At 66.2% G+C, this 19109-nt stretch carries 19 protein-coding genes; 5 read left to right on the top strand and 14 right to left on the bottom strand.

The annotated features are described in order from the left end of the window. The 5 genes from METUNV1_RS13795 to METUNV1_RS13775 form a co-directional block, all read right to left on the bottom strand. Positions 1 to 1422, bottom strand: a complete 1422-nt coding sequence (locus tag METUNV1_RS13795) for a circularly permuted type 2 ATP-grasp protein (RefSeq protein WP_008062818.1) — start codon at positions 1420 to 1422, stop codon at positions 1 to 3. A gap of 208 nt (positions 1423 to 1630) precedes the next feature. Then, positions 1631 to 2818 carry an acetyl-CoA C-acyltransferase family protein gene (locus METUNV1_RS13790; RefSeq protein WP_043359846.1) on the bottom strand — a complete coding sequence of 396 codons (1188 nt, stop codon included), beginning with the start codon at positions 2816 to 2818 and terminating at the stop codon, positions 1631 to 1633. Between the two features lie 22 nt (positions 2819 to 2840). Continuing rightward, positions 2841 to 3767 (bottom strand): CobD/CbiB family protein, encoded by a 927-nt coding sequence (locus METUNV1_RS13785; protein WP_008062816.1) that lies wholly within the window; start codon positions 3765 to 3767, stop codon positions 2841 to 2843. Positions 3768 to 3842: 75 nt separating this feature from the next. Next, the gene (locus METUNV1_RS13780; protein WP_008062815.1) at positions 3843 to 4448 is read right to left on the bottom strand and encodes a CoA pyrophosphatase; all 606 of its coding nucleotides are present in this window, start codon (positions 4446 to 4448) and stop codon (positions 3843 to 3845) included. Next, positions 4448 to 5107, bottom strand: coding sequence for a retropepsin-like aspartic protease family protein (locus METUNV1_RS13775; protein ID WP_008062813.1), 660 nt, complete (start codon positions 5105 to 5107; stop codon positions 4448 to 4450). The genes METUNV1_RS13780 and METUNV1_RS13775 overlap by 1 nt, the downstream gene beginning before the upstream one ends. On the opposite strand from METUNV1_RS13775, the gene METUNV1_RS13770 reads away from it, so the two are divergent. Next, positions 5097 to 5801 (top strand): type 1 glutamine amidotransferase, encoded by a 705-nt coding sequence (locus METUNV1_RS13770; protein ID WP_043359924.1) that lies wholly within the window; start codon positions 5097 to 5099, stop codon positions 5799 to 5801. The two genes, METUNV1_RS13775 and METUNV1_RS13770, sit on opposite strands and share 11 nt — an antisense overlap. Before the next feature lie 191 nt (positions 5802 to 5992). Here METUNV1_RS13770 and METUNV1_RS13765 read toward each other — a convergent pair whose 3' ends face one another. The 6 genes from METUNV1_RS13765 to METUNV1_RS13740 form a co-directional block, all read right to left on the bottom strand. Continuing rightward, positions 5993 to 6478 (bottom strand): YajQ family cyclic di-GMP-binding protein, encoded by a 486-nt coding sequence (locus METUNV1_RS13765; protein ID WP_008062809.1) that lies wholly within the window; start codon positions 6476 to 6478, stop codon positions 5993 to 5995. Positions 6479 to 6604: 126 nt separating this feature from the next. Continuing rightward, positions 6605 to 6919: a pyrimidine/purine nucleoside phosphorylase gene (ppnP, locus tag METUNV1_RS13760; RefSeq protein WP_008062806.1), complete on the bottom strand. Its 315-nt coding sequence runs from the start codon at positions 6917 to 6919 to the stop codon at positions 6605 to 6607. A gap of 118 nt (positions 6920 to 7037) precedes the next feature. Continuing rightward, positions 7038 to 8270, bottom strand: coding sequence for an argininosuccinate synthase (locus tag METUNV1_RS13755; protein WP_008062804.1), 1233 nt, complete (start codon positions 8268 to 8270; stop codon positions 7038 to 7040). A gap of 31 nt (positions 8271 to 8301) precedes the next feature. Then, on the bottom strand, positions 8302 to 9225 hold the full coding sequence (argF, locus tag METUNV1_RS13750; RefSeq protein ID WP_008062801.1) for an ornithine carbamoyltransferase: 924 nt from the start codon (positions 9223 to 9225) through the stop codon (positions 8302 to 8304). Positions 9226 to 9238: 13 nt separating this feature from the next. Beyond that, positions 9239 to 10414: an aspartate aminotransferase family protein gene (locus tag METUNV1_RS13745; protein ID WP_008062799.1), complete on the bottom strand. Its 1176-nt coding sequence runs from the start codon at positions 10412 to 10414 to the stop codon at positions 9239 to 9241. Between the two features lie 258 nt (positions 10415 to 10672). Next, entirely contained in the window at positions 10673 to 10858 is a 186-nt protein-coding gene (locus METUNV1_RS13740; RefSeq protein WP_008062797.1) for a hypothetical protein, read from the bottom strand. A 263-nt stretch (positions 10859 to 11121) separates the two neighbouring features. Here METUNV1_RS13740 and METUNV1_RS13735 point away from each other — a divergent pair, with 263 nt between their 5' ends. After that, positions 11122 to 11496 (top strand): DUF3579 domain-containing protein, encoded by a 375-nt coding sequence (locus METUNV1_RS13735; protein WP_008062794.1) that lies wholly within the window; start codon positions 11122 to 11124, stop codon positions 11494 to 11496. 232 nt (positions 11497 to 11728) lie between these two features. Here METUNV1_RS13735 and rpsT read toward each other — a convergent pair whose 3' ends face one another. After that, positions 11729 to 12001 (bottom strand): 30S ribosomal protein S20, encoded by a 273-nt coding sequence (gene rpsT / locus METUNV1_RS13730; protein ID WP_043359844.1) that lies wholly within the window; start codon positions 11999 to 12001, stop codon positions 11729 to 11731. Positions 12002 to 12144: 143 nt separating this feature from the next. Here rpsT and murJ point away from each other — a divergent pair, with 143 nt between their 5' ends. Then, positions 12145 to 13683, top strand: coding sequence for a murein biosynthesis integral membrane protein MurJ (gene murJ / locus METUNV1_RS13725; RefSeq protein ID WP_008062791.1), 1539 nt, complete (start codon positions 12145 to 12147; stop codon positions 13681 to 13683). Between the two features lie 14 nt (positions 13684 to 13697). After that, entirely contained in the window at positions 13698 to 14324 is a 627-nt protein-coding gene (locus tag METUNV1_RS13720) for a YbhB/YbcL family Raf kinase inhibitor-like protein (protein WP_008062789.1), read from the top strand. On the opposite strand, the gene METUNV1_RS13715 is transcribed toward METUNV1_RS13720, so the two are convergent. Further along, positions 14310 to 15860 (bottom strand): glycoside hydrolase family 17 protein, encoded by a 1551-nt coding sequence (locus tag METUNV1_RS13715; protein WP_008062787.1) that lies wholly within the window; start codon positions 15858 to 15860, stop codon positions 14310 to 14312. The genes METUNV1_RS13720 and METUNV1_RS13715 overlap by 15 nt on opposite strands. Before the next feature lie 4 nt (positions 15861 to 15864). After that, the gene (locus METUNV1_RS13710; protein WP_008062786.1) at positions 15865 to 18438 is read right to left on the bottom strand and encodes a glycosyltransferase; all 2574 of its coding nucleotides are present in this window, start codon (positions 18436 to 18438) and stop codon (positions 15865 to 15867) included. Between the two features lie 233 nt (positions 18439 to 18671). Here METUNV1_RS13710 and METUNV1_RS13705 point away from each other — a divergent pair, with 233 nt between their 5' ends. Further along, complete coding sequence (locus tag METUNV1_RS13705; protein WP_008062785.1) at positions 18672 to 19085, top strand: hypothetical protein; 414 nt, start codon at positions 18672 to 18674, stop codon at positions 19083 to 19085. The last annotated feature ends 24 nt before the right edge of the window (positions 19086 to 19109 follow it).

Raw genomic sequence — 19109 nt, 5'->3', positions numbered from 1 at the left:
TCACTCCTCCAGTACCCAGGTGTCCTTGGTGCCGCCACCCTGCGACGAATTCACCACCAGCGAACCTTCGCGCAGCGCGACCCGGGTCAGGCCACCCGGCACCATGTTGATGTCCTTGCCCGACAGCACGAAGGGCCGCAGGTCGATGTGGCGCGGCGCGATGCCCTGTTCGACGAAGGTCGGGCAAGCCGACAGCGACAGCGTGGGCTGGGCGATATAGCCCTCCGGGTTGTCGGTCAGCAGCTGGCGGAAGCGGGCGATCTCGTCCTTCGATGCACGCGGGCCGATGAGCATGCCGTAGCCGCCCGCGCCGTGAACCTCCTTCACCACCAGTTCGTCGAGGTGAGCCAGCACATAGGCCAGGTCCTCCTTCTTCCGGCACATGTAGGTGGGCACGTTGTTGAGCAGCGGCTCCTCGCCCAGATAGAAGCGGATCATGTCCGGCACATAGGGGTAGATGGACTTGTCATCCGCCACCCCGGTGCCGATGGCGTTGGCCAGCGTGACGTGGCCAGCGCGATAGACCTGCAGCAGGCCCGGCACGCCCAGCATCGAATCGGCGCGGAACGCGAGCGGATCGAGGAAGTCGTCGTCGATGCGGCGGTAGATCACGTCGACCCGCTGCGGCCCCTGGGTGGTGCGCATGTACAGGTGCTCGTCACGCACGAACAGGTCCTGCCCCTCGACCAGTTCCACGCCCATCTGCTGGGCCAGGAAGGCGTGCTCGAAATAGGCCGAGTTGTAGGCGCCGGGCGTGAGCACGATGACGGTCGGGTCGACCACGCCCTGCGGAGCCACCGCGCGCAGGTTCGCCAGCAGCATGTCCGGGTAGTGCTCGACCGGCGCCACGCGGTGACGCGAGAACAGTTCCGGGAACAGCCGCATCATCATGCGGCGGTCTTCCAGCATGTAGGACACGCCGGACGGTACGCGCAGGTTGTCCTCCAGCACGTAGAACTCGCCGGCGCCGGCGCGCACCACGTCGACACCGGCGATGTGGGCGTAGATGCCGCCCGGCACGTCCACGCCCTGCATTTCCGGCCGGTACTGGCTGTTGGACAGCACCTGTTCGGCCGGAATGCGGCCCGTCTTCAGGATGTTCTGGTCGTGATAGACGTCGTGCAGGAACATGTTCAGCGCCTTCACCCGCTGGCGCAGGCCGGCGGCAAGCTGCTTCCATTCCTGCGCCGGGATGATGCGCGGCACGACGTCGAAGGGGATCAGGCGTTCCTTGCCCTCTTCCTCGCCATAGACCGCGAAGGTGATGCCGACCCGGTGGAACACCAGGTCCGCTTCGGCGCGCTTCTGCGCAATGCGCTCAGGCGGCGTTTCAGCCAGCCACTTCTGGTAGCCGGCGTAATGAGCGCGCACCGTGCCGTCGGCGCCGTTCATTTCGTCGTAGATCGAGGACGGATGGACCATGATCGGGTTTCTCGTGTTGTGTGGCGCATTTTCCTATCAGCGAAAAATGTGCCACCCGGGAAACCCGCGCCAGTGCTGGAAACCCTGCTTACCGCAGGGTCTTGCGCACCAGTGAGGTGCAGACGCGGAGTGCATCTGGTGCAGCCCGTACAAAACAAAACGCCCCGCACGAAGGCGGGGCGTCAGTGCGCGAAAAGCGCGGGCGCGATCAGAGGCGCTCGATCACTGCGGCAATGCCCTGGCCGCCGCCGATGCACATCGTGATCAGACCATAGCGGCCGCCGGTGCGCTGCAGTTCGTACAGGCACTTGACGGTCAGGATGGCACCGGTGGCGCCGACCGGGTGGCCGAGGCCCACCGCGCCGCCATTCGGGTTCACCTTGGCCGGGTCCAGACCCAGTTCGCGGGTGCAGCACATCGCCTGCACTGCGAAAGCTTCGTTGGACTCGATCACCGACAGATCGTCCGCCTTCAGGCCCGCGCGCTGGAGCGCCAGCTTGACCGCAGGGATCGGGCCGGTGCCCATGATGGTCGGATCGACACCGGCCACCGCGTAGGACACCAGACGGGCCAGCGGCTTGGCACCTGCGCGGGCGGCCGCACCGGCTTCCATCAGCACCACGGCACCGGCGCCATCATTGATGCCGGAGGCGTTGCCGGCGGTGACCGAACCGTCCTTCTTGAACACCGGCTTCAGCTTGGCCATGCCTTCGACCGACGCGTCACGGCGGAAATGCTCGTCAGTATCGATGACTGTGGTGCCCTTCTTGGTCACCACTTCAAGCGGCGCGATCTGCGACTTGAAGTGACCGGCATCGGTCGCCGCCGCCGCCTTCTGGTGCGACGCCACTGCGAAGGCATCCTGCTCTTCGCGGGTGAAGCCAAACTGGCTGGCGATGTTTTCGGCGGTGATACCCATGTGCACCGTGTCGAACGGGTCGGTCAGCGCGCCGACCATCATGTCGACCATCTTGGCGTCGCCCATGCGCGCGCCCCAGCGGGCGCTCGGAATCAGATAACCGCCACGGCTCATCGTTTCGACGCCGGCGCCAACCGCACACTCGGCGTCGCCGAGCTGGATCGCGTTGGCCGCCGACACGATGGCCTGCAGGCCGGAACCGCACAGGCGGTTCACGCCCATCGCGCACGATTCCTTGGACATGCCGCCGTTGATCGCGACCACGCGCGAAACGTACATGTCACGGGCTTCGGTGTGGATCACGTTGCCCAGCACCAGGTGCTGCGCTTCCTTCGCGTCGACGCCGGCGCGCGCAAAGGCGGCCTTCACCACGTGCGCGCCCAGATCGCAGGCCGAAAAATCCTTCAGCGAACCACCGTAACCGCCGATCGGCGTACGCGCTGCACCTACGATCACCACTTCTCTTTTGTCAGCCATCAGAACCACCCTCCCGTAGAAATCAGCTACCGACATAGCCAGCCAGCGTAAGCAGGCCCAGCAGAAGAAGACAAAATATAAGTGTGCGCCAGACCAGACCGATCGCGCTCTGCATCAGGTCAACATCCGCTTCATCGCCCATGCCCAGTTCGGGCCGGTCGGCGACTTCGCCCAGTTCGAACAGCGGGGCACCGAGCTTGACGCCCAGCGCGCCGGCACCGCTGGCGAGCAGGATGCCCGCCGCCTGTTCAGGCCATTTTGCGGCCTGCGTGCGCCAGCAATGCACCGCGTCCTCGAAGTCGCCGACGATGGCGAAGGTCGCTGCAGTCATGCGCACAGGGATGAAATCCAGCCATTCGTACATGTTCCGCGCAAAGCGGCCGAAGGCGCCGAACTCGATGTTCTCGCGCCGCGCCCAGGACCACGACAGGCGTTCGGTCAGGCGGTAGATCAGCGGGCCGGTCGGGCCCGGCAGCAGCGCGAACAGTGCCAGCGGTGCGAACACGTGGCGATGGGCGGCCAGCAGGCCCTGCTCTATCGCCAGGCGCGCGATCTCTTCGGTGCGCATGCGGTCGGTGTTGCGCGACAGCCAGTTGCCCAGTTCGCGGCGGGCGGTCTCGGTATCGCCCTCACGCAGCGCGTGCGCGGTCGCTTCGAAATGGTGGCTGAACTGACGGAAACCCATGGTGATGTAGAGCACCACCACATTCAGTACCCAGCCCAGCAGCGGATTGATCCACACCAGCAGCAGATAGAGGAACCAGACGGCGGCGACCGGCAGGCCGACCGCGAGCGACCACGCGACCACGCCATGGCGGGCCTCGCCTGCATTGAGGCGCTGTTCGAACCATGTCGCATAGCGGGCAAGGGGCCCGGCGACCACGCGCTCGTAGGACAGCGGCTTGTACTGCTCGATCAGCAGCGCAACGAAAAGGGACAACCAGGTCATTTAAAGCGTGTTTGCCGTGCGAGCTTCGGGACGATAACACAGCGAAGCTTGCGGAATCCTTTCAGCGAGGGGCTTTCAGCTTTCCAGCACCTGTTCGGCCAGCGACACGATCATGCCGGCGGTCGCCCCCCAGATGTCGTAACCCTGCCAGGGCATGGCCCAGAACTCGCGCACCACACCCTGATGCTCGATGCGCCCGCGCCGGCGGTTGGCCGGATCGAGCAGGAAGGACAGCGGCGGCTGGAAGGCCTCCGCCACCTCGAAACTGTCCAGCCGCAGCGTCAACGGTGCCTGCACCAGACCGACCACCGGCGTGACACGGAAGCCGGTGGCGGTGATCGCGTACTCGGGCAGACGGCCGATCAGTTCGACACGGCCGGGCGCCAGACCGATTTCCTCCTCCGCCTCGCGCAGCGCGGTCGCTTCCGGCGACACGTCGCCGGCATCCACCCGGCCGCCCGGGAAGGCGATCTGGCCCGGATGGTCGTGCAGGTGGGCGGTGCGCCGGGTCAGCAGCAGCGTGGGCTCGCCCGCGCCCAGCACCAGCGGCACCAGCACCGCGGCCGGGGTGTAGCCGGCGTGAAGCGGATCGGCCGGGCGCGGCGGCAGCGCGGACAGCCGCCTGCGCAGCCGCTCGATGTCCAGACCGCGCAGGGTGACCGAAGACAGGCTGGTCTCCATCAGAAGCGCTGCCTCAAGGTCATGACCTGGCCGTTGCGCTGCATGTCCATCCGGTTCAGGAAACTCATGCCCAGCAGCACGCGCGGCATGTCGGCCTCCATCACCGCCGCGTCGATGTCGGTGAGCAGCACGCTGCCCACCTTGACGCTGGCCAGCTTGACCCGCCAGGCGCGCACCACGCCGTTGGCGGTCTGGACCTGGATTTCCGCCCCTTTCGACAGATCGACACCTGCGCGGCGCGCGTGGTTGCGGTCCATCGCCACCACGGTGGCGCCGGTATCGAGCAGGAATTTCATCGGCACGCCGTTGATCGCGCCCGGCGTTTCGAAATGGCCCTGGGCGTCGGCATTCAGGTGGATGACCGAAGACGATTCCGCGACGCCCCTGATCGACGCCACGTTCTCACCGATGCGCAACGCGGTACGCCGTCCTTCGATCTCCACCCAGGCGCGGTCGCCCTCGACCGACAGCAGCTTCACCCCCTCCGGCGACCGGGCGCCGACCGCCAGCGTGCGCGGCGCACCGCCGTCGATGACCAGCACGGCCTTGCCGCCGAACACGCCGGCCAGCGACACGTCGAGCGCATCGGCGGGCAGTGCGAGCACACCGAGCGCGAGCGCCGCTAGAATGCGGCGAGGAGGTGTTTCAATGAAACCCATTGCAGTATTCCGTCACAGTCCGACCGAAGGACCCGGTCATTTTGCAGCATACGTCGCCGGCCTGGGCCGCGAAATCCGGCTGTACGCGATGGATTGCGGAGACCCGGTACCGGCCGATCCGTCCGCCTTCGCCGGCCTGTGCTTCATGGGCGGCCCGATGAGCGTGAACGATCCGCTGCCGTGGATTCCGCCGGTGCTCGAACTGATCCGCAAGGCGGTCGCGGCCGACATCCCGGTGATCGGTCACTGTCTGGGCGGCCAGCTCATGTCCAAGGCGCTGGGCGGTACCGTCGGCGCCAATCGCTGCAAGGAAATCGGCTGGCTGGACGTCCATGCCACCGACCCGAAGACTGCGGAATGGTTCGGTGACCGCGCGCGCTTCCCGTCCTTTCACTGGCACGGCGAAACCTTCACGCTGCCCGCGGGCGCTACCCGCATCCTGGCATCCGACGGCTGCGACAACCAGGCCTGGGTGATGGGCAAGCATCTGGCGATGCAGTGCCACATCGAAATGACCGAGGATCTGGTGAAGTCGTGGTGCGCCGGCGGTGCCGATGAAATCGCGGAAGCATCGGCCCAGCCTACGGTGCAGCAGCCGGCGGACATCCAGCGCGACCTGGAAGCCAGGGTCGCGGCCCTGCATGCGGTGGCGGAAACCGCCTACGCGAAATGGGTTCAGGGTCTGAAGGACTGAAGACCCGAATGCCCCGTCCTGACCGCCCGTGATCCATGATGGCGCGGGTGGAAGCAGGCGCGGGATGGCCGGAGAAAAGCGGGGCTGGGTCCCTGGACGGGCCCATGCGCGGGGCAGGCCGGGGTGACAGGGCGCCACGCCGGTGATCGCAGTGCTGCCGGGGCAGAGTATCCCGCCGCCGGCGCCCATGCTCAGTCGCGGAAGTTGCCGAACTGCAGCGGAATGTCGGTCACCTGCTTGCGCAGCAGCGCGATCGCTTCCTGCAGCACGTCGCGCTTGGCGCCGGTGACGCGCACTTCCTCGCCCTGGATGCTGCCCTGCACCTTGAGCTTGCTGTCCTTCAGGATGCGCACGATCTTCTTGGCGGACTCGCTCTCGATGCCGACCTTGAGCTTGAGTTCCTGCTTCATCTTGTTGCCGCTGATCTTCTGCGCGTCGCCGCGCTCGACCGAGCGCACGTCGATGCCGCGCTTGGCGAACTTGCCGACCAGCACGTCGAACACCTGATCCAGCTTGAAATCGTCGTCGGCGAACAGCGTGAGCAGCTTTTCACCCTGTTCCACCCGCGCGTCCGAACCCTTGAAGTCGAAGCGGTTGGTAATTTCCTTGTTGGCCTGATCGACCGCGTTGCGCAGTTCGACCATGTCGATTTCGGAACTGATGTCGAAGGACGGCATGCTGGGCACCTCGTAAACGGCGAAAGGACGCACGCGGAGCGGAAGGCCCGTGTGCGTCCGGTGATGCATGGCGAAACCGGCGCCGGCCGGATCGCCGTCGGCTGACTCAGCGTCAGCCCGCTGTGATCAACCGAAATGGCAGACGTAGTGGTAGGGCTCGCCGCTCACTTCGATGTCGAAGGACGAATTGCCCGGCACGTTGTAGGACTCGCCCGCGCCGTAGGTTTTCCACTCGGTTTCGCCCTTCAGGCGCACGCGGCAGCTGCCCGCCACGCCTTCCATGATTTCCGGCGCGCCGGTGTTGAAAGTGAGCGTGGCCGGCAGGATGACGCCGACCGACTTCTTGGTGCCGTCGGCGAACTGGATGCTGTGGCTCACGCACTTGCCGTCGAAGTAGACGTTGGCCTTCTTGACGACGCTGATGTTGTCGAACTGGGACATTTTCTTTTCCTGGAATGAAGTGAATGCCGCGCGCCGGTGCGGGGGCGTGCGGCGGGCGCGGACCTCGTGGGCCCTGCCCCGCTGCGCCCTCCCGCGCCTGTCCGCGGCAGATCGACGCTTACTTGCCGCGCTTGATCGCCGCGTTGGCGGCAATGCGCATGCGCAGCGCGTTGAGCTTGATGAAGCCGGCCGCGTCCTTCTGGTCGTAGGCGCCGGCATCGTCCTCGAAAGTGGCGATGGTCGGGTCGAACAGCGAATCGGTCTTGGAATCGCGTGCGACCACGATGACATTGCCCTTGTACAGCTTGAGCCGCACCCAGCCATTGACGGTCTGCTGGGTGTGGTCGATCAGTGCCTGCAGTGCGCGGCGCTCCGGGCTCCACCAGTAGCCGGTGTAGATGATGCTGGCGTAGCGCGGCATCAGGTCGTCCTTCAGATGGGCGACTTCGCGGTCCAGCGTGATCGACTCGATGGCGCGGTGGGCGCGCAGCAGGATGGTGCCGCCCGGGGTTTCATAGCAGCCGCGCGACTTCATGCCGACATAGCGGTTCTCGACCAGGTCGAGACGGCCGATGCCGTGCTTGCCGCCGATCTGGTTCAGCGTGGCCAGCAGTTCGTGCGCCGGCATGCGGGTGCCGTTGATGCTCACCAGGTCGCCGCGCTCGAATTCGAGGTCGAGGTATTCGGCGGCATCCGGTGCCGCTTCCGGCGACACGGTCCAGCGCCACATCGATTCTTCGGCTTCGGCCGACGGATCTTCGAGGTGACGGCCTTCGTAGCTGATGTGCAGCAGGTTGGCGTCCATCGAATAGGGCGAACCGCCCTGCTTGTGCTTCATCTCGATGGGGATGCCGTGGCTTTCGGCATAGGCCAGCAGCTTTTCGCGCGACAGCAGGTCCCATTCGCGCCACGGCGCAATCACCTTCACGTTCGGCATCAGCGCGTAGGCGCCCAGTTCGAAACGCACCTGGTCATTGCCCTTGCCGGTGGCGCCGTGCGAAATGGCGTTGGCGCCGGTTTCGCGGGCGATGTCGATCAGGCGCTTGGCGATCAGCGGACGGGCAATCGAGGTGCCCAGCAGGTACTCGCCTTCGTAGATCGTGTTGGCGCGGAACATCGGGAACACGAAATCTCGCACGAATTCCTCGCGCAGATCGTCGATGTAGATGTTCTCCGGCTTGATGCCCAGCTTGATCGCCTTGGCGCGCGCCGGTTCGAGCTCCTCACCCTGGCCGAGATCGGCGGTGAAGGTCACGATTTCGCACTGATACACATCCTGCAGCCACTTCAGGATGACCGAGGTGTCCAGGCCGCCCGAATAGGCGAGGACCACTTTCTTGATGTCGCTCATCGTCGTCAGTCTTTCAATAAGAGTCGTCGGTTCAGCTGCCGGACACGCGTCCGAGCAGCAGGAATTCCATCAGCGCCTTCTGCGCGTGCAGGCGGTTCTCGGCTTCGTCCCACACCACCGAGTGCGGGCCGTCGATCACGTCGGCCGACACTTCCTCGCCGCGATGCGCCGGCAGGCAGTGCATGAACAGCGAATCAGCCTTGGCCACCTTCATCATGTCGGCATCGACCTGCCAGTCGGCGAAGGCGGCGCAGCGCGCCTCGTTCTCCGCTTCCCAGCCCATCGAGGTCCACACGTCGGTGGTGACCAGATCCGCGCCGCGCGCCGCATCCATCGGGTCGGCGAAGCACTCGTGGTGGCTGCCGGCCACGCCCACCTTGTCCGGCTCGACTTCGTAGCCGGGCGGGGTGGAAATGTTGAGCTTGAAATCGAAAATCTCGGCCGCCTGCATCCAGGTGTGGCACATATTGTTCGAATCGCCGATCCACGCCACGGTGCGGCCGCTGATGTCGCCGCGGTGCTCGATCCAGGTGTAGATGTCGGCCAGCACCTGGCAGGGGTGATATTCGTTGGTCAGGCCGTTGATCACCGGCACGCGCGAGTTGGCGGCGAAGCGCTCGATGATGGTCTGTTCGAAGGTGCGGATCATGACCACGTCGCACATGCGCGAAATGACCTGCGCCGCGTCTTCCACCGGCTCGCCGCGGCCCAGCTGGGAGTCGCGCGTGTTCAGATAGATCGCGCTGCCACCCATCTGGTGCATGCCGGCTTCGAACGAGAGCCGCGTGCGCGTGCTCTGCTTTTCGAAAATCATCACCAGCGTGCGGTCCTGCAGCGGCCAGTACTGTTCGTAGCGCTTGAACTTGTCCTTGATCCAGCGGGTGCGCGCGAACACGTAGTCGAGTTCTTCGCGCGACAGGTCCTTCAGTTGCAGAAAGTGTCTGGGTTCAGTCATTTCACGCAGCGGGTCAGGCGCCCGCGAGGAAGTTGCGGATGAGCGGCGCAAGCCGGTCGACCAGTTCGCGGCTGTCCGCGTCGGAATAGACCAGCGGCGGCACCAGGCGGATGGTGCTGTCCTGGGTCACGTTGATCAGCAGGCCGGCCTCCAGCGCGCGCGCCACCAGCACGCCGCAGGGGCGGTCAAGTTCGATGCCTATCATCATGCCGGCACCGCGGATGTCCTTCACGCCGGCGACGTCCTTCAGCGCTTCTCGGAAGCCGGCACGGATGGCATCGCCCTGCCGTACCGCGTTGCCACGCAGATCGTCGCGCGCGACCACGTCCAGCGTGGTGAGCGCGGCAGCGCAGGCAAGCGGATTGCCGCCGAAGGTCGAACCGTGGGTGCCCGGCTTGAACACCCCGGCCGCCGGGCCGCGCGCGAGGCAGGCACCGATCGGCACGCCGGAGCCCAGTCCCTTGGCCAGCGTCATCACGTCCGGCTCGATACCGGCGTGCTGGAAGGCGAACCAGCTGCCGGTACGGCCGATGCCGCACTGCACTTCATCCACCATGAACAGCCACTGCTGCTCGGTGCACAGTGCGCGCAGCTCGCGCATGTAGGCCAGATCCGCCGCGTGGATGCCGCCCTCGCCCTGTACCGGTTCGAACAGCACCGCAACGATGTTGCGGCTGTGCTCGGCAATCGCGCGCACCGCGGCGATGTCGCTGAACGGCACCCGGTGGAAGCCCGGGGTCAGCGGCTCGAAGCCGGCCTGCACCTTGCGGTTGCCGGTGGCCGACAGCGTGGCCAGCGTGCGGCCATGGAAAGCGTGTTCCATCACGATGATGCCCGGCAGTTCCACGCCGCGCTGATGACCGTACAGGCGCGCCAGCTTGATCGCCGCCTCGTTCGCTTCGCAGCCCGAGTTGCAGAAGAACACTTCGTCCATGCCGGACAGTTCGGCCAGCCGGTCCGACAGCTTTTCCTGTGCCAGTACGCGGTACAGGTTGGAGCAGTGGATCAGTTCGCTGGCCTGGCGCGACACCGCCTGCACCAGATCAGGATGGCCGTGGCCCAGCGTATTCACCGCCACGCCCGCCACCGCGTCCAGGTATTCGCGGCCAGCCTCGTCGTACAGCCGTACGCCCTTGCCGTGGGTGAAGGCAACCGGCTGGCGGCCGTAGGTATTCATCAGATGCGTCATCAAAACGGCTCCGGGACGCTGCTGCCCGCCCGCAGGCGGCACAGCGCGGAAAACAGAAAGCACGGCGCGAAAAAAACACGGCGGCTTGCGCCGCCGTGCTTGATTGAAAACGGATTTTAGTTCAAAGCCCGCCTGCTGTGTAGCAGAGGCCGCTCATGTTGCGGCGCACATTGTCACCCGCCGGGTGGCGCACTCCTGTTGGTACGCACGGCACCCGGTGTCGGGGCCGATGACGCGAATGGATGCAGGAACATGGACTTAGGGCTGTCGCCGTCCCGGCAGCACACCGACCACGGCCTCTGGCACGAAGCGTGCTATCACCGAGCAGCCCATATAGATCTGCCTGAGCTTGCGTTCGGCTTCTTCGGCACTGACCCCCGGAATGGCGAGATTTTCGATCAGTACGCCACTGCGGGTCCGGATGCTGAAACCGAAGCGGGCCATCGGCGGCGGAAGGGCCGGAGACGACGGTTCACTCACTGCCTGGTGCCGTCGCGACCGAAGACTTGAATAGAGCATAAACGCCGTCTCCTCATAGGGATAGGCGGAGTATAGAAATACAACTTGAGCTTTACAACAACTTACTGTTGTTTTTAAAAGAAAAACGAAGAGTACTGTCTGACGCAACACCGCCCCGGAGCCGCACCTGCCACAAGCACATCGGTGCAGCCCGGGCCCACGATCCGCCGGAGGCCCCTGAACAGAACATGAGTGCGATCCCTCAGCCCCAGCTCCAGCCCGCCGCTACCCCGGCGCCGGCCAACGAAACGCTTGTCCGGCAGGCGGACGATCCCCGACGTGCCCGCAGCTTCACCATCATCGGCGCCACGAGCAAGGGCAAGACTTTCCGTCCGAGCGACTGGTCCGACCGCCTCTGTGGCGTCATGTCGTCCTTCGGCAGCCAGCGCAAAATGCGCTATTCCCCCTTCGTACGGCCCGGTTGCTGGATTACCGGCGAAAAATGCGTGTTCGTAGACGCCCGCCTCTATGAGCTCGAACCGCTGGCCTACAATTTCCTGATGCACTTCGCGCGCGACAATGACCTGAAGGTCGATTTCGAGGTCGGCGCGGCGGAGCTCTGACACCGCCCTTCCGGCAGACTGCCGGGCGCGTCAACGCAGGCACACGGCGTCCGGAAGCATCCTTTTTCCGGACGCCTGCGTCCCGATATCGATCATGGCCGCACCGAAGGGCCGGATCGGGCGGTGACGGAATGACGCCGCAGACCTGACGACAAACAGAAAACAGCAATAAAAAAGCCGACCACATGGTCGGCTTTTTTTTGCGCGCCCTTCAGGGCGCTGCATCCACAGCTCAGGCAGCCAGGCCCATCGCCTTGATGGCGCCGGACAGGCGGCTCTTGTGACGAGCGGCCTTGTTCTTGTGGATGATGTTCTTGTCAGCGATGCTGTCGATGGTCGCCTGTGCCTGCACGAACACGGCTTGCGCGGCTGCCTTGTCGCCGGCCAGGATGGCCTTGCGAACGTTCTTGATGGCGGTGCGCAGCTCCGAGCGCTGGCTCATGTTGTGATCACGACGAACGATCGCCTGACGGGCGCGCTTGCGTGCTTGTGCGGAATTGGCCATGTTTCTTGCGAAGTGGTATTCGGGAAAACGCGCGAGTATACGCATCCGGCGCGCGCCGCGCAAGTCCTGTCACGTTTGCCGCACCGCATCCGGCAGCAGCCGCCTCTGGTAAGGTGCGCGCTGTTTCGCAACGCCCTGCCCCGATGAACCTGCTCCGCGCCCTCGCGACGGTCAGCAGCATGACGCTGCTGTCACGCATCCTCGGTTTCGTCCGCGACTTCTTCATTGCCCGGGCCTTCGGTGCCGGCATGGCCACCGACGCCTTCTTCGTCGCCTTCCGGCTGCCCAACCTGCTGCGGCGCATGTTTGCCGAAGGCGCCTTCTCCCAGGCTTTCGTGCCGATACTGGGCGAATACCGCAACCGGCGCGGTACCGACGATACCCGGACGCTGATTGACCACGTTGCCACGCTGCTCGCGCTGGTGGTTGCCGCGGTGACGGTGATCGGCATCGTCACCGCGCCGGTCATCATCTATGTGACCGCGCCCGGCTTCGCCGCAGACGCCGACAAGTTCGATCTGACGGTGACGCTCACCCGCATCACCTTTCCCTACATCCTGTTCATGTCGCTGGTCGCCATGGCCGGCGGCGTGCTGAATACTTTCAGCCGCTTCGCGGTGCCCGCCTTCACGCCAGTGCTGCTGAACCTCAGCTTCATCTTCATGAGCCTGTTCGCGGCACCGTGGTTCGACCCGCCGGTGCTGGCGCTGGCGTGGGCGGTGTTCATCGGCGGCGCGCTGCAGCTGGCGATGCAGCTGCCTGCGCTGGCGCGCATCGGCATGCTGCCGCGCCCGCGGCTGGACCTGCAGGACCCGGGCGTGCGCCGGATCTTCAAGCTCATGCTGCCGGCGATACTGGGTGTATCGGTGTCGCAGATTTCGCTGCTCATCAATACGGTGTTTGCGTCCTTCCTCGAAAGCGGATCGGTGTCCTGGCTCTACTACGCCGACCGGCTGATGGAATTTCCGGCCGGCCTGCTGGGCGTCGCGCTGGGTACCATCCTGCTGCCCTCGCTGTCGCGCAGCCACGCCGATGGCAACGGCACTGAATTTTCTGCGCTGCTGGACTGGGGCCTGCGCCTGACCCTGCTGCTCACACTGCCGGCAGCACTCGCGCTCGGCCTGCTCGCCACGCCGCTGATTGCCACGCTGTTCCACCACGGCCAGTTCTCCGCCCACGACGTGATGCAGACCCGTTCAGCACTGCTGGCCTACAGCGTCGGGCTGACCGGTCTCATCCTGGTCAAGGTGCTGGCGCCCGGCTTCTATTCGCGGCAGGACATCCGCACCCCGGTCAAGATCGCGCTCGGCGTGCTGGTGCTCACCCAGCTGATGAACCTCGCCTTCATCAAGCCTTTCGCGCACGCCGGTCTGGCGCTGTCCATCGGGCTGGCGTCGCTGGTCAATGCCGTCTTCCTGTATCGCGGACTGAGGCGGATCGGTGCTTACACGCCCGCGCCCGGCTGGCGAACCTTCTGGATCAAGATGCTGTCCGCGCTGTCCGTCATGGGCACGGTGCTGTACTTCGGTGCCCGACTGCCGGGTGACTGGCTGCAGATGGGCACACTCGTCCGCATCCTGCACCTGTGCTGGCTGGTGCCTGCCGGCGCCGGCGCCTATTTCGCGGTGCTGTTCGCACTGGGTTTCCGGCTGCGCGATTTTTCCCGTCGCGCGGCCTCGTAACGAGGAGCGTGACCATGAAACTGACGAGCAGGACCTTCACTGACGGTGCCCGCATTCCGGGCGACAACGCCTTCTGCATTCCGGACGGTCAGGGCCGTGCGCAGCTGGGCGGCAACCGCAATCCGCATCTTGCCTGGTCCGGCCTGCCGGCCGGCACCCGTTCGCTGGTGCTCACCTGCCACGATCCGGACGTGCCCACGCGCGGCGACGACGTGAACCAGGACGGCCGCACCGTGCCGGCCAGCCTGCCGCGCGGCGACTTCACCCACTGGATACTGGTGGATCTGGCGCCCGAGGGCGAGATCGCCGAAGGCGAGTTCTCGTCGTCGGTCACACCCGCCGGCAAGCCCGGCCCGGCCGGTCCGCGCGGCACCCGTCAGGGCATCAATGACTACACCGCGTGGTTTGCCGGCGACGAACAGATGAAAGGCGACTACCACGGCTACGACGGTCCCTGTCCGCCGTGGAATGACGAAATCCTGCATCACTACGTATTCACGCTGTACGCGCTGGATGTCGACCGGCTGCCGGTCGAGGGGCGCCTCACGATGGACGCGGTGAAGGCCGCACTGTCCGGCCATGTGCTCGGTCAGGCCAGCCTGACCGGCGTCTATGCGCTGAACCCCTCAGTCGCGGGCTGAGCCGGGCCTTGCGAAAGCGGCCGCCAGCACGGCGGCCAGCAGCGCCCAGGCCAGCGCCTGTGGGTTGCGCCAGTCGGCCAGCCATGCAAGCGTGCTGCCGGTGACCGCGACCAGCGCGAACAGCCGTGTTTCGGGCAGCGCCGGCATCAGGCCGAAGCCGGCCCAGCGCGCCGCCAGACCGAACTGCAGCGCCGGCAGCGCGAACAGCAGGAAGGGGAAGTCGCGGTAACGGCCGTCGACCGCCAGCAGCAGACCGGCCACCGCCAGCCCGAACAGCAGCACCCGCAGCGCCGCGCGCAGCGCGCCCAGCGCACGCCCGGTCAGCGCGAAGGGCAGCAGCGCCCAGGCCGCCCAGCCAGCCAGCGCGACGGCGCCCATGCCCAGCCATTCCGGCAGGTTGCGGCAGGCGAGCAGCAGATACTCCCACTGCAGCAGCGCGACCAGACCGGCCAGCGCGCCCGACAGTGCGCACGCCGCCGCGGCGCCCGATCGGCGCACCCGCGCCGCCAGCACCACGCACACCCCGATCAGCAGGCCGGCGGCACCGGCGGTCAGCGGGGTCGCGCCGTCGTTGCGCTCGGCCTGTGCGCCGTGCCAGCCGAACTTGGCGTGACCGGCCGAATCCAGCACACCCCAGTAGCCACCCACCGTACCCTCCAGCAGGCGCTTCCACGGCTGGTCGTAGGCCTCGATCACGTTGTACCGCCAGCCGTGCGCCTGCGCCGCCAGCAGGAATTCACGCAGATAGCGCGCCTGTTCGACCAGACCCGGGCGTGCGCCGTCGCGCTGCTTGCCCTGGCTGGGCCAGCCGGTCTCACCGATCAGCAGCGGCTTGCCGAGATCGGCGGACATGCGGTCCATCACCGTCTCGACATGCATGATCGCGTCGTCGATGGCCTGCGGATGGTCTTCCCAGTAGGGCAGGATGTGCACGGTCGCGAAATCGACGCTGTCGGCGAGCCCGCGGTGCCTGAGCCAGAACTCCCACACGTCGGCATAGGTGACCGGCACCTCGGTTTCGCGCTGCGCGCGCTCGATGTAGGCCCGCATGGCCGCTTCGGTCTGTTCCCGCCGCAGCAGCACCTCGTTGCCGACGATGAGGCCGCGCACCACGTCACGATGGCGGTTGGCCAGCGCGATCGCCTCGCTCAGTTCCGCATCGTTGCGCTTCAGGTCGCCACCAATCCAGGCACCGACCAGCACTTTCAGCCCGTGCTTGCCGGCCAGTTCGGGCACCGCGTCCAGACCCTGATCGACCGAATACAGGCGGACGCAGTCGGTCACCCGGGCCAGCCGGGCCAGGTCGGCGTCGATGCGCTCGCGCTCGACCCGGAAACCGGGCACCAGCGGCGACTCGCCCGGCCGGTAATAAGGCGCGTAGGACACGCACTGCAGCCGAGCCTGGTCTGGCGGCACCTCGGCCAGCGCCTGCGGCTGGTTGGCGCGCCACAGCCAGAACGCCATCAGCGCCAGTGCAACCAGATGCACCAGGGCATAGCGCGCCCAGCGCGGCGCGCGGTTCAGCGGTTCGATCATCGCGTCAGGCAACCTGGGCCTTGGCCGACGCTGGCGCCGGCTTTTCCGGCAGCTGTGCGATGAACTGGCAGGCCAGCGCCGCCCAGTAAGGCAGCGACTGCAGGCCCAGCATGGTCACCCAAAGCAGCACCTCGACGCTGTCGGTGCCGCGCAGCGCCAGCATGGCGCCACCGGCCGACAGCAGCGCGAGCAGCAGATACATCTCTTCGCGTATCGGCTGGAAGAACTTGGCCAGCCCGCCCTCGGCCTTGCCCTTGGCGGTGCGCAGGAACACGCCGCGCTTGTGGGTGAGGCCGGCGATGATGCCGCGCGCGATCGCGTGCGACAGGCCCAGGCTGACCAGCGAGGCGCCGGCGATGTCGGCCCACGGGCAGTCCATCGCGCGCCGGTACAGGATGGGCCCCATCGCCGCCTTGGCGACCAGCAGGCCGAGCACCGGTGCCAGCATGATGGTGACCGGCAGCGAGAACATCTTGGGCCAGATCAGCATGGCGGCAGTCCAGCCGATGGCGCCCAGCGCGAACATGAACTGCAGCGCGTCGCCGAACCACGAGAACCAGCCGGTGATGAAGTGATAGCGCTGACCGGCGGTCAGCTGGCTCTTGCCCACCAGCGCATGCCAGTGGCCCTTCATGATCTGCATCGCACCGAAAGCCCAGCGGAAGCGCTGCGACTTCAGCGCCGCGAAACTGGCCGGCGTCAGGCCGCGGCCGAACACGCGATCGATGTAGCGCAGTTCGTCGCCGCGCTCGAGCAGGCGCAGCCCCAGTTCGGTGTCCTCGCAGATGCACCACTCCGACCAGTTGCCCGATTCCTCCAGCCGCGCACGGCGCACCAGCGTCATCGTGCCGTGCTGGATCAGCGCGTTGCGCTCGTGCCGGTGGTGCATGCCGATACGGAAGAAGCCGTCGAACTCCCAGTTGCACATGCGCTTGAAGAAGTGGCGTTCCCATTCGCGGTGCGCCTGCGGCGCCTGCACCACCGCCACCTTCTGATCGCGGAAATGCGGCACCAGCGCGCTCAGCCAGTCGGGGGTAACCACGTAGTCGGCATCGACCACGCCGACCACTTCGGTGCGCGGATCGATCTGCTTCATCGCGAAATTCAGCGCACCCGCCTTGAAGCCCGGCCACTGCGGCAGATGGAAGAAGCGGAAGCGCGGACCCAGCTCGGCCATGCGCGCCTCGACCGGCTTCCACAGCGCCTCGTCCTTGGTGTTGTTGTCGACCACGATGACTTCGAAGTTCTGATAGTCCATCGCGGCCAGACTGTCGATGGTGGCGATCACCATGTCCGGCGGCTCGTTACAGCAGGCCAGGTGCACCGACACGAAGGGCTGCTGCTCCGGCGGCAGCGGCTCGGCCGGCTTGTAGGCCCGGCGCCAGCGCGGCTTGAAGAACACCTCGGCGAACTCGAACCCGTTGGTGAGCAGCACGCCGGCGGTCAGCACCACGCCGAATACCAGTCCGACCAGCGCGGTCAGGTCGCGCAGCGTGAAGTAGTAGTCCGCCGGCAGACGGGCGGCAATCACGATGGCGGTAACGCAGGACTGCACCAGCACGCACATCCACAGCTGGCCACCAACGCTCATGCCCCGCTGCACCAGACACAGCAGCAGCATCGGCACCAGCGCGAACACGGTGGCCAGCAGCGCGTCGTCCATCCAGCCGCTGTTGCGGTCCACCGTGCCTTCGAGCGGGAACTTCAGTTCGCGGTCGGCGTTGAACATGCCCCAGTAGGCGCCGGCCCAGCCTTCGATGTCGATCTTCCACGGCTGGTCGTAGGCTTCGATCAGGAAGTAGTCGATGTTCTTGCACAGCGCACGGTGCAGGAACTCGCGCACGAAACGGGCCTGATTCTGTTCCGACGCCACCGCGGCCTGCAGCGTCGGCCCCTTGCTCGGCCAGCCGATTTCGGAAATCAGGATGGCACGACCGGGGAAGGCCTCGACCAGCTCAAGGTAGCGCGCCATCGCGTAATCGACCGCCTTCTCGACCGGCACGCCCTCGTGGTACGGCAGCAGATGCACCGCGAGGAAGTCGACGTGGTCGGCCAGTTCCGGATTCTTCAGCCACACGTGCCAGGGCTCGGCGGTGGACACCGGCAGGTCGGTCGCGTTGCGCACCTCGTCGAGATAGGCGTACATCTCGGGGAAGGTGAGGTCGTCGCGCAGCAGCACTTCGTTGCCGACGATGATGCGGTCGATGTTGTCGTGCAGCCGGGCATCGGCCAGCACCGCACCGATCTCGCGCCGGTTCTTCTCCTTGTTGCGGTCCAGCCAGGCGCCGGCGGTCACCTTCAGGTCGAACTGGCGCGCCAGATCCGACACTTCCGGGTTCTCGGTCGAGTTGTAGGTGCGGATGCGGTGGGCGATGCCGCCCAGCTGCTTCATGTCCGCCTCGATGTCGGCGTAGCTCGGATACTTGCCCTTGAGCGGGGTCTGGTCGCGGCGGTAGGGGCTGTAGGAAAAACCGTCGATGTAATCGAGCGGCTCGATCACGCTGACCGGGCGGTTGCTCACCGCCCACAGCGCGAAATGCGCCGCGGCCACACCGCCTGCAATCAGCAGCGCGATCATCACGCGGGCGAAGGAAATCTGTCTTTTCATGCGCGTCGGGTCCGGCAGTCGGGTCCGGCAGTCGGGTACAGCACGGGAGGCGGTGGGCCGCGATCGGTCGTCGGGCGGTGTCTGGACGGCGATGCGGCATCGGGCTGCAAACCCTGGCCGGATCACGGCAGAATGTTGCAGCGCGGCGATGCTAACACAGCGAAAATCCCGCTTTGCACCCTGACAGACGCCACCTACACAGTATGGATATTCAGTCTTCCCCCCTCCTGCCCGCGACCGTCGGCGCCGACCTGCGCCTGCGCATCGGTACCGGACTGCTGTGGGCGCTCGCGCTGACCGTCCTGCTCGCGGCCGGCCTGCGCCACGGCATCATGGAATCGGATCTGCTGCACACGCAGTGCGCGACCGCGGTCGAGGACTGGCGGTGCGTGGTGCGCCAGTGGGCGCCGCAGCTGTTCATGCACGAACGCATCGGCCTGACCGCGCTGGCGCTCGGCGTGCTCGCGCTGCTCACCCGGCTGCGCCCGCTCGCCGCGCTGGCGGTGCTTGCGGGTGGCGCCGGCCTGGTGCTGTATGCCGCCGACTATGCTGCGGTCGGCCTGCTGCTCGGGCTGTTCGTCCGCCTCGGCGGCGGCCGCGCTGTAAACGCGAGGTAAACGAATTGTCCGGAATTGTCCGGA

Source organism: Methyloversatilis universalis FAM5, assembly GCF_000214035.2.
GTDB lineage: Bacteria > Pseudomonadota > Gammaproteobacteria > Burkholderiales > Rhodocyclaceae > Methyloversatilis > Methyloversatilis universalis.
Note: the sequence above shows the minus strand (reverse complement) of the source record. Positions and strands in the feature narration are given on the sequence as shown.